This window comes from Limoniibacter endophyticus (genome assembly GCF_014652835.1).
Lineage (GTDB): Bacteria > Pseudomonadota > Alphaproteobacteria > Rhizobiales > Rhizobiaceae > Limoniibacter > Limoniibacter endophyticus.
The window spans coordinates 317,548-326,558 of record NZ_BMZO01000004.1 but is presented as its reverse complement, the minus strand read 5'-3'; the positions used below and the strand labels follow the sequence as shown (position 1 = coordinate 326,558).

6 protein-coding genes and 2 pseudogenes are annotated in these 9,011 nt (G+C 58.4%); all 8 read left to right on the top strand.

Annotation, left to right across the window (positions count from 1 at the left end; all coding sequences use genetic code 11):
• Nucleotides 1–159 precede the first annotated feature (159 nt).
• Complete coding sequence (gene trmB, locus IE151_RS08030; RefSeq protein ID WP_189489466.1) at nucleotides 160–888, top strand: tRNA (guanine(46)-N(7))-methyltransferase TrmB; 729 nt, start codon at nucleotides 160–162, stop codon at nucleotides 886–888.
• A 147-nt stretch (nucleotides 889–1,035) separates the two neighbouring features.
• Nucleotides 1,036–1,392 (top strand): DUF1236 domain-containing protein, encoded by a 357-nt coding sequence (locus tag IE151_RS08025; protein WP_189489465.1) that lies wholly within the window; start codon nucleotides 1,036–1,038, stop codon nucleotides 1,390–1,392.
• A 168-nt stretch (nucleotides 1,393–1,560) separates the two neighbouring features.
• Complete coding sequence (gene rimP / locus IE151_RS08020; protein ID WP_189489464.1) at nucleotides 1,561–2,217, top strand: ribosome maturation factor RimP; 657 nt, start codon at nucleotides 1,561–1,563, stop codon at nucleotides 2,215–2,217.
• 124 nt (nucleotides 2,218–2,341) lie between these two features.
• Complete coding sequence (gene nusA, locus IE151_RS08015) at nucleotides 2,342–3,949, top strand: transcription termination factor NusA (protein WP_189489495.1); 1,608 nt, start codon at nucleotides 2,342–2,344, stop codon at nucleotides 3,947–3,949.
• Nucleotides 3,950–3,969: 20 nt separating this feature from the next.
• A pseudogene (locus tag IE151_RS08010) lies at nucleotides 3,970–4,644 on the top strand (RNA-binding protein); the annotation flags it as partial.
• A complete protein-coding gene (gene infB / locus IE151_RS08005) occupies nucleotides 4,641–7,631 on the top strand; it encodes a translation initiation factor IF-2 (protein WP_189489462.1) in 2,991 nt (996 codons plus the stop codon). The pseudogene IE151_RS08010 and the gene infB, both read left to right, overlap by 4 nt.
• A 215-nt stretch (nucleotides 7,632–7,846) precedes the next feature.
• A complete protein-coding gene (gene rbfA, locus IE151_RS08000; RefSeq protein WP_189489461.1) occupies nucleotides 7,847–8,254 on the top strand; it encodes a 30S ribosome-binding factor RbfA in 408 nt (135 codons plus the stop codon).
• Nucleotides 8,254–8,917, top strand: a pseudogene (gene truB / locus IE151_RS17955) (tRNA pseudouridine(55) synthase TruB); the annotation flags it as partial. The gene rbfA and the pseudogene truB, both read left to right, overlap by 1 nt.
• Nucleotides 8,918–9,011 lie beyond the last annotated feature (94 nt).

Sequence of the window (9,011 nt, the reverse complement as noted above, 5' to 3'; positions counted from 1 at the left end):
CCGCCAGCTTGAAATACATTGACGGGAATGGCCGGGTTTGCAAAAAGCCCGGCCATTCTCTTTTCCTGGAGCAGTATGTTTTCGAAATGCCGGCTGCTTCAGATTTGTTCCCGCAAGACCATTTCCGCCGGGCTTGCTTTTTAAAAAGGCTAAGACGCGATGAGCGAAGATAAACACGAAGAAGAACGCCGTTCGCGCTCGACGGAAGCCTTTTACGGTCGTCGTCTGGGACGCCCTTTGCGCGAAACGCAAGCCGAGCAGATGGAGGAGGGGCTTTCGCGTTTGAAGCTCGACCTTGAGGCTCCGGCACCGGCCGATATCAAGACGTTGTTCGCAAAGCAGGTGAAAGAAGTACGTTTGGAAATTGGCTTTGGCGGCGGCGAACATCTGTTGCACGATTCCCGGGTCAATCCGGAAACGGGCCTGATCGGCATAGAGCCTTTCGTCAATGGTATGGCAAAGCTGCTGGCGGCCATTGCGCCGCAAAGGGGGGGCGAGGATTGGCCCGCAACGATTCGCGTCTATAATGACGATGCGACGCAGGTGCTCGACTGGCTACCGGATGCCTGCCTCGACGGAATCGCGCTTTTCTACCCGGACCCGTGGCCAAAAAAGCGTCACTGGAAGCGTCGTTTCGTCAGTCAGGTCAACCTGGATCGCTTCGCTCGCGTCTTGAAGCCCGGTAGCCTGTTTCGCTTTGCCTCTGACATCGATACCTATGTGAACTGGACGCTGGAGCATTGCGAGGCGCATCCGGCCTTTGAATGGCAAGCGAAAAGTGCCGCTGACTGGCACACACCCTACGAGAATTGGCCGGGCACTCGCTACGAAGCCAAGGCGCTTCGGGAAGGCCGCAGGCCCGCATATCTGCGTTTTCAGCGCATATAACAATCGGGGCAAAATTACGTTCGTTCCGTTATGTGATCATCACACTTGACGACGCTTCCCTTGTGAACTGTGATGCAGAATTGCGCGAACCATTTTCGTGAATGGCCATTGTCTTTACATGGCAATTCAACGCGAAAGGAGTTCGCCATGAAACGCAGACTGATCCTTTTCTCGGCCGCTGCGCTGACGATTGCTTCCGGAGCTGCGATGGCGCAGGAGCGCGAGCTTTTGGAGCGCGGCGTACCGGTCGATGAACCCGTACGTGTGATCGAGAGAGAAGTAATTGTTGAGCCGCGGCAGGAAATCATCACCTATGTAGAGCGTCAGCCTATGCCTGAGCGCGTTGTAGTGATTGAGGCGCCCATCGCCGTGGGCGCAGAACTTCCGCGCGACGTGGAGCTCTATCCCATTCCGGATGAGCCGACCTATCGCTACGCTGTCGTCAATGAGCAGCGGGTGATCGTCAATCCAAACTCGTACGAAATAGTGCGCGTACTGGATTGATGAACGCAAGATGTGGACGCTTTATCAGCAGCCTTGAAAGAGGTCTCTGAATCGTCTATATCCATTTCAAATTCTTGTTGAGCTTAACAAGGGTGGGCCCGAAAGGACCCGCTCTTTTTTATTACCTCGACGATCTTTGCCTCTCACAAAGGCACTCTGGAGACGGACATGAGCGAGAACGAACGCGGATATAAGGACGATCGGATCGTACGCGAAAGCGGCGTCGATGCGCGCGTCGCCGCCATCGTCGGGCCGGTCGTTGCTGCAACCGGCTATCGTCTGGTGCGAGTGCGCCTGTCGCATCGCGAGGGCCTGACGCTCCAGATCATGGCTGAGCGTTCTGATGGCACCATGGATGTGGAGGGCTGTGAGGCCGTTTCGATGGCCGTGTCGCCGGCGCTTGATGTGGAAGATCCGATCGATAAGGCGTATAATCTCGAAGTGTCCTCGCCGGGAATCGATCGCCCGTTGGTCCGCCGTTCCGATTTTTCCGACTGGAAGGGTCACGAGGCGCGTGTCGAGACCTCGGTTCTTGTCGATGGCCGCAAGCGCTATCGCGGCCGTATCGTTGATGCTGGCGCGGAGAGCTTCACGCTGGACGAGGGCGGTGAGCATGGCGTGTCGACCCTCGCTTACGATTCGATCGCCGAAGCGCGTCTGGTTCTCACGGACGAATTGATCCGCGAGGCGCTCCGTAAGGACAAGAAGCTGCGCAAGCAGGCGAAGAAGGGTGTCGATACCGACGACTTCGATGATCTGGAAGTACATGACGAAGATGACGATCTCGACGGCTTCGATGAAGCTGCGAATGACAATAAAGACTAAGAGCTGATTTCAGGCAAATCCAGCAAAGCTGGGAAACGGTTTTGCTTTCGGAATTGCGTCACAAAAGAAAGACCCTAGCCCGCGCTGCGAACGAATGGCAGCGGGATGCTTACAGGAGACCATGATGGCAGTCAGTGCAAACAGGCTTGAGCTTCTGCAGATCGCGGATGCTGTCGCGCGCGAAAAATCGATCGACAAGGGCATCGTCATCGACGCCATGGCTGACGCGATCCAGAAGGCTGCCCGCTCGCGCTATGGTCAGGAAACCAACATCCGCGCAGACATCAACCCGAAGACCGGTGAGATGAAGCTGCAGCGCCTGATGGAAGTGGTCGAGACGGTCGAGGAATATGCGCGGGAAATTTCGCTTGACGAGGCCCGCCGCCGCAATCCCGACGCTCAGATCGGCGATTTTATTGCTGAACAGCTGCCGCCACTCGAATTCGGCCGCATCGCAGCGCAGTCGGCCAAGCAGGTCATCGTACAGAAGGTGCGCGAAGCCGAGCGTGATCGCCAGTATGAAGAATATCGCGACCGTGTTGGAGAAATCATCAACGGCACCGTCAAGCGCGTGGAATATGGCAACGTGATCGTCGATCTCGGCCGGGGCGAAGCAATTATTCGCCGTGACGAACTGATCCCGCGTGAAAGCTTCAAATATGGCGATCGCATACGCGCCTACGTCTATGATGTACGTCGCGAACAGCGCGGCCCGCAAATCTTTCTGAGCCGCACTCATCCGCAGTTCATGGCTAAGCTCTTCACGATGGAAGTGCCGGAAATCTACGATGGCATCATCGAGATCAAGTCTGTTGCCCGCGATCCGGGTTCCCGTGCCAAGATTGCCGTCATTTCCCGCGATTCCTCGATCGATCCTGTTGGGGCCTGCGTTGGTATGCGCGGTTCGCGCGTTCAGGCCGTCGTCGGTGAGCTGCAGGGCGAAAAGATCGATATCATTCCTTGGAACGACAGCGCGGCAAGCTTCATCGTCAACGCTCTTCAGCCAGCGGAAGTTGCCAAGGTCGTTCTGGATGAAGAGTCGGAGCGTATTGAAGTCGTGGTTCCGGATGATCAGCTCTCGCTGGCCATCGGCCGTCGTGGCCAGAATGTACGTCTCGCTTCGCAGTTGACCGGCTGGGATATCGATATTCTGACCGAGCAGGAAGAGTCGGAGCGTCGCCAGAAGGAATTTGTCGAGCGTTCGAATCTCTTCATGGAGGCGCTCAACGTTGACGAGATGGTCGGTCAGGTTCTGGCGTCGGAAGGCTTTACCTCGATCGAGGAAGTCGCCTATGTCGATCAGGACGAGATTTCGTCGATCGACGGTTTTGATGACGATACGGCTGTCGAAATCCAGACGCGTGCCCGCAATTACATCGAGCAGATCGAGGCCGATCTCGATGCCAAGCGCAAGGCGCTGGGTGTTGCCGATGAGTTGCGCGAAATCCCTGGCTTCACCACGGCCATGATGGTGGCTGTTGGCGAAGATGGCGTGAAGACGATCGAGGACTTCGCCGGTTACGCAGCTGACGATCTCATCGGTTGGAAGGAACGCAAGGACGGCGAAACAAAGATGATGCCCGGCGTGTTCAGCGCACAGCAGTTGTCGCGTGTAGATGCCGAGCAGATGGTTCTGTTTGCTCGTCTCAAGGCCGGCTGGATCTCTGAAGAAGACATGGCTGCCGAACAGGCGGTACTCGAAGACAATGCAGAGGAAGACAACGATGCGTAACTGCGCATCGTCCCGTCGGAAGGAAGCAGAAACAACGTATGAACGAGCGCACTTGCATAGTTACGCGCAAGGCCGGCAGCGCCGATGACCTGATAAGGTTCGTCGTCGCTCCCGACGACGTGCTCGTTCCTGATCTCAAGCGTGACCTCCCTGGACGGGGTTGTTGGGTTACTGCCGACCGCAAGCATATTGAAATTGCGGTCGCTAAGGGCCATTTTTCTCGTGCACTGAAGTGCAAAGTGGATATTCCCGCCGATCTTCCCGACATGATCGATGGCCTTTTGGCGCGTTCTGCGCTAGGATCACTGGGATTAGCCCGCAAGGCCGGACAGGTCGTGACGGGTGGTGCCAAGATCGATCAGAAGGTTCGCTCCGGCGAGATCGAAGCCGTTCTTCACGCCACGGAAGCTGCCGAAGACGGTGTTCGCAAGATCACCAATGCCCGAACTGCCACGTTCCACCTCTTCGATGTGGACATTCCCGCCTATAGTCTCTTTTCAGAAGCTGAAATGAGCTTGGCATTGGGTGGCACAAATGTGATACATGCTGCGCTTCTCGCCTCGAAGGTGGGAAGGGCGGCCTTGAAGCGCATGGTTGCGCTTGACCGATACCGGGGCGGTACCTCGGAATCGCAGCATCAAGCTGCAGCCCTGTCGAATGAACAAGGCGCCGCAAAGGATACGGATACGGAATGAGCGATAGTAACGACGACGACAAGACGCTGAGCGTCAACACGAAGAAGACCTTGACCCTGAAACGTCCAGGAGTCGAGCAGGGGACCGTGCGTCAGAATTTCTCGCACGGCCGAACGAAATCGGTCGTCGTTGAAACCAAGAAGCGTAAGTTTTCCATGCCCGGCGACAAGCCCACGGAAGCGCAGGCCTTGTTTAAGCCGCGCCCCGCAGGCGGTGCTGTGCCGCCTGCACCGGTCGCGGAAACGCCCGCGCCCGCACCGAGCACACCAGCAGCGCCTGCTGCTCCGGTTGCGCCGGCGGTAGAAGCAAAGCCGGCGGTCGAGCAACGTCCCGCCGCCGAGGCGCCGAAGCCGGAAGCTGCACCTGTTGAAGCCAAGCCTGCGCCCGTTGCCGAGGCACCGAAGCCGGCAGCCCCCCCGGCGGCTGAGCCGGCCAAGGCTGCGGCACCTGCTCCGGCGGCGCCGCGTCCGGCCGCACCCGCTCAAACACAGCGTCCTGCTCAGTCGAACCAGCCGAGCGGTCGTGGCAATGATCGTAACGACCGTTCTGGTGGTGGTCAGGGTCGTGACAATCGTGGTCGTCCCGGGCAGGGCGGTGGCGGACGTCCTCAGCGCAATGATCGTCCAGGCCAGGGTGGTCGCACGGGTGTCGTTCTGAACTCCCTGTCTACCGGTGAAATGGATGCGCGTCGTCGCGCTCTTGAAGCTGCACGGATCCGCGAAGTAGAAGATCGCGCCAAAGCAATCGAAGACGCAAAGCGTCGCGCAGAGGAAGACGAACGCCGTCGTCTGGAGCGCATCGCTTCCGAACGCCGTCAGGCCGAGGAAGAGGAACGCTTGAAGGCCGAGGCAGAAGCGCGTCGCAAGGCAGAAGCCGAAGCCCAGCGTCGCGTTCCGCCGAAGCAGCCTGCCGTAGTATTGTCGCAGGCCGAGGTGGAAGCTCGCGCGGCGGCAGTGCCCGGGCGTGGTGGTCCGCGTTCTGCGCCTACCGATGATCGTGATGAGGATCGTCGCGGTCCTGCGCGTCGCGGTCCCGGTGCGCCGATGAAGCAGGAAGCTGCCCCGCGTCCTACTAAAACGCGCGAAGGCGACGACAAGCGTCGTGGCAAGCTGACCCTGACCAAGGCGTCAACGGGTGATGATGAGACGCGTGGTCGTTCGCTTTCCTCGATGCGTCGTCGTCAGGAAAAGTTCAAGCGTGCGCAGATGCAGCAGCCGCGTGAGAAAATCTCGCGCGAAGTTACGTTGCCAGAAACGATCACCATCCAGGAACTCGCTCAGCGTATGTCCGAACGTGCGGTGGACGTGGTCAAATATTTCATGAAGCAGGGGCAGATGGTCAAGCCTGGCGACGTGATCGATGCCGACACCGCCGAACTGGTTGCCAGCGATTTCGGTCATACGGTGCGCCGCGTTTCGGAATCGGATGTCGAAGAAGGCATGTTCAACATTGTTGACGATGCCGGCGATCTGAAGTCGCGTCCGCCAGTGGTAACGATCATGGGCCACGTCGATCATGGTAAGACCTCGCTGCTCGACGCCATCCGCAATGCGAATGTCGTTTCGGGTGAAGCCGGTGGCATCACCCAGCACATCGGGGCCTATCAGGTTGAGAAGAATGGTCAGAAGATCACCTTCCTCGATACGCCGGGCCACGAAGCCTTCACGGCGATGCGTGCTCGCGGTGCCCAGGCAACCGACATTGCCATCCTCGTGGTGGCGGCTGACGACAGCGTGATGCCGCAGACGATTGAGTCCATCAATCACGCCAAAGCAGCCAACGTGCCGATTATCGTGGCGATCAACAAGATCGACAAGCCGTCGGCTGATCCGAACAAGGTCCGCACCGAACTGCTTCGCCACGAAGTCTTTGTCGAAAACATGGGTGGTGAAGTGCTCGACGTCGAAGTTTCGGCGAAGAACGGCACCAATCTCGACAAGCTTCTGGAAGCAATTCTGTTGCAGACCGAAGTTCTCGAACTGAAGGCCAATCCGGATCGTACCGCCGAAGGCGTCGTGGTCGAAGCCAAGCTCGACAAGGGCCGTGGTTCGGTTGCAACTGTCCTCGTCCAGACCGGTACCCTGAACGTCGGCGATATTGTCGTTGCCGGCGACCAGTGGGGCCGTGTCCGCGCTCTGGTCAATGACCGTGGCGAAAATCTGCAGGCGGCATTGCCGTCCATGCCGGTCGAAGTCTTGGGACTCCAGGGTGCGCCGGCCGCAGGCGATCGCTTCGCGGTTGTCAAAAACGAAGCGCAGGCGCGTGAGATCTCGGAATATCGTCAGCGTCTTGCTCGCGAAAAGGCCGTTGCACGCCAGACCAGTCAGCGCGGTTCGCTCGAGCAGATGATGAGTCAGCTGCAGACGTCCGGCCAGAAGGAATTCCCGCTGGTCATCAAGGGCGACGTGCAGGGTTCGGTGGAGGCCATCATTGCCTCGCTCGACAAGTTGGGCACCGATGAAGTGCGTGCACGTATCGTGCATTCAGGCGTCGGCGGCATCACCGAAAGCGACGTTTCACTGGCAGAAGCCTCCAATGCGGCGATCATCGGCTTCAATGTCCGCGCCATCAAGCAGGCACGGGATGCAGCTGAACAGTCGGGCATCGAAATCCGCTATTACAATATCATCTACAACCTTGTAGACGATGTGAAGGCAGCGATGTCGGGCCTGCTGACGCCGGAGCGTCGCGAGACCTTCCTCGGCAATGCCGAGATTCTGGAGGTGTTCAACATCTCCAAGGTTGGCAAGGTTGCAGGTTGCCGCGTTACCGAAGGCAAAGTCGAGCGTGGTGCAGGTGTGCGCCTCATCCGCGACAACGTTGTCATCCATGAAGGCAAGCTCAAGACGCTCAAGCGCTTCAAGGACGAAGTGTCGGAAGTGCCGGTCGGTCAGGAATGCGGCATGGCATTCGAGAACTACGACGACATGCGCGCTGGCGATATCATCGAAGCCTTCCGCGTCGAACACATCACCCGCACGCTCTAAAGTCTGCGGCTTGAAAAAACGAGGCAGGCATCCGTGGCAACACGGATGCTTGTTTCAGTTTCGAAGCCTGGTGCTTCGGAAAAAACAAGCAGTTTCAGTTGGAACTGGCCCGTCGCGGCGATGGTCGCGATGTGCTATTCTGGCGGCTGAATGTGCGAAGGCGTGCAGGTCCAAGCCCTGACGTCTCCCCGTAACCCGTAACCTATGAGAAGACGATGTCTCACACCCCGAACAAAGGGCCGTCGCAGCGTCAGCTGCGTGTCGGCGAGCAAGTACGTCACGCCCTTTCGGATATTCTGCACCGCGGTGAAATCCGCGATGAGCTGATCGAACGTACGGTCATTTCAATCTCGGAAGTGCGCATGTCGCCAGATCTGAAGATTGCGACCGCCTTCGTCTCGCCGTTGGGCGCAAAGGATGACGCCGCCGTTGTCGAAGCGCTGAATAAGAACGCAAAGTTCATGCGCGGTCGCGCTGGCCATGCACTGGGGCAGATGAAATACATGCCGGAGTTCCGTTTCCGGCTGGACACGTCCTACGACAATTTCGCCAAGATCGACGACCTGCTGCGTTCGGAAGTCGTACGCAGCGACGTAGAAAAAGACCAAGAGGAAGAAGACTGATGTCGCGTCGTGGCAAGAAAAAAGGTCGTCCGATCTCCGGTTGGGTGGTTCTGGACAAGCCGGTGGGGTTGGGGTCGACGGAAGCCGTGTCCAAGATTAAGTGGCTGTTCAATGCCGAAAAGGCAGGGCACGCAGGCACGCTCGATCCACTTGCTTCCGGCATGCTGCCGATTGCCCTGGGAGAAGCCACCAAGACCGTACCTTACGTGATGGACGGTACCAAGGTTTATCGCTTCACCATCGCGTGGGGAGAAGAACGCACGACGGACGATTTGGAAGGCGTTGCCAGTAAAACCTCGGACAAGCGCCCTTCGCGCGACGAGGTGGAGGCACTTCTGCCTAATTACACCGGTGTCATCATGCAGCAGCCGCCTGCTTTCTCAGCCATCAAGGTTGACGGCGAGCGTGCCTATGACCGGGCGCGGGGCGGCGAGGAAGTCGAGCTTCCGTCGCGCGAAGTCGAGATCGACCGGCTCGAGATCATTGATCATACGGACGAGAAGACGACGCTGGAGGTCGAGTGCGGCAAGGGCACTTATGTGCGCTCGCTTGCCCGCGACCTGGGCCGCGATCTTGGCTGCTATGGCCATGTGTCCGATTTGCGCCGTATCGAAGTCGATCCCTTCACCACGGAGGATTTCGTAACGCTGGACGAGCTCGAAAAACTTGCTCCCCCACGTGAGCGAAAGGAAGCGGAGAAGGTCGTCCTGGCTGTTGAAGAGCGTGATGGCGAGGTCGTTTCGGCCGAGGCCGCGCC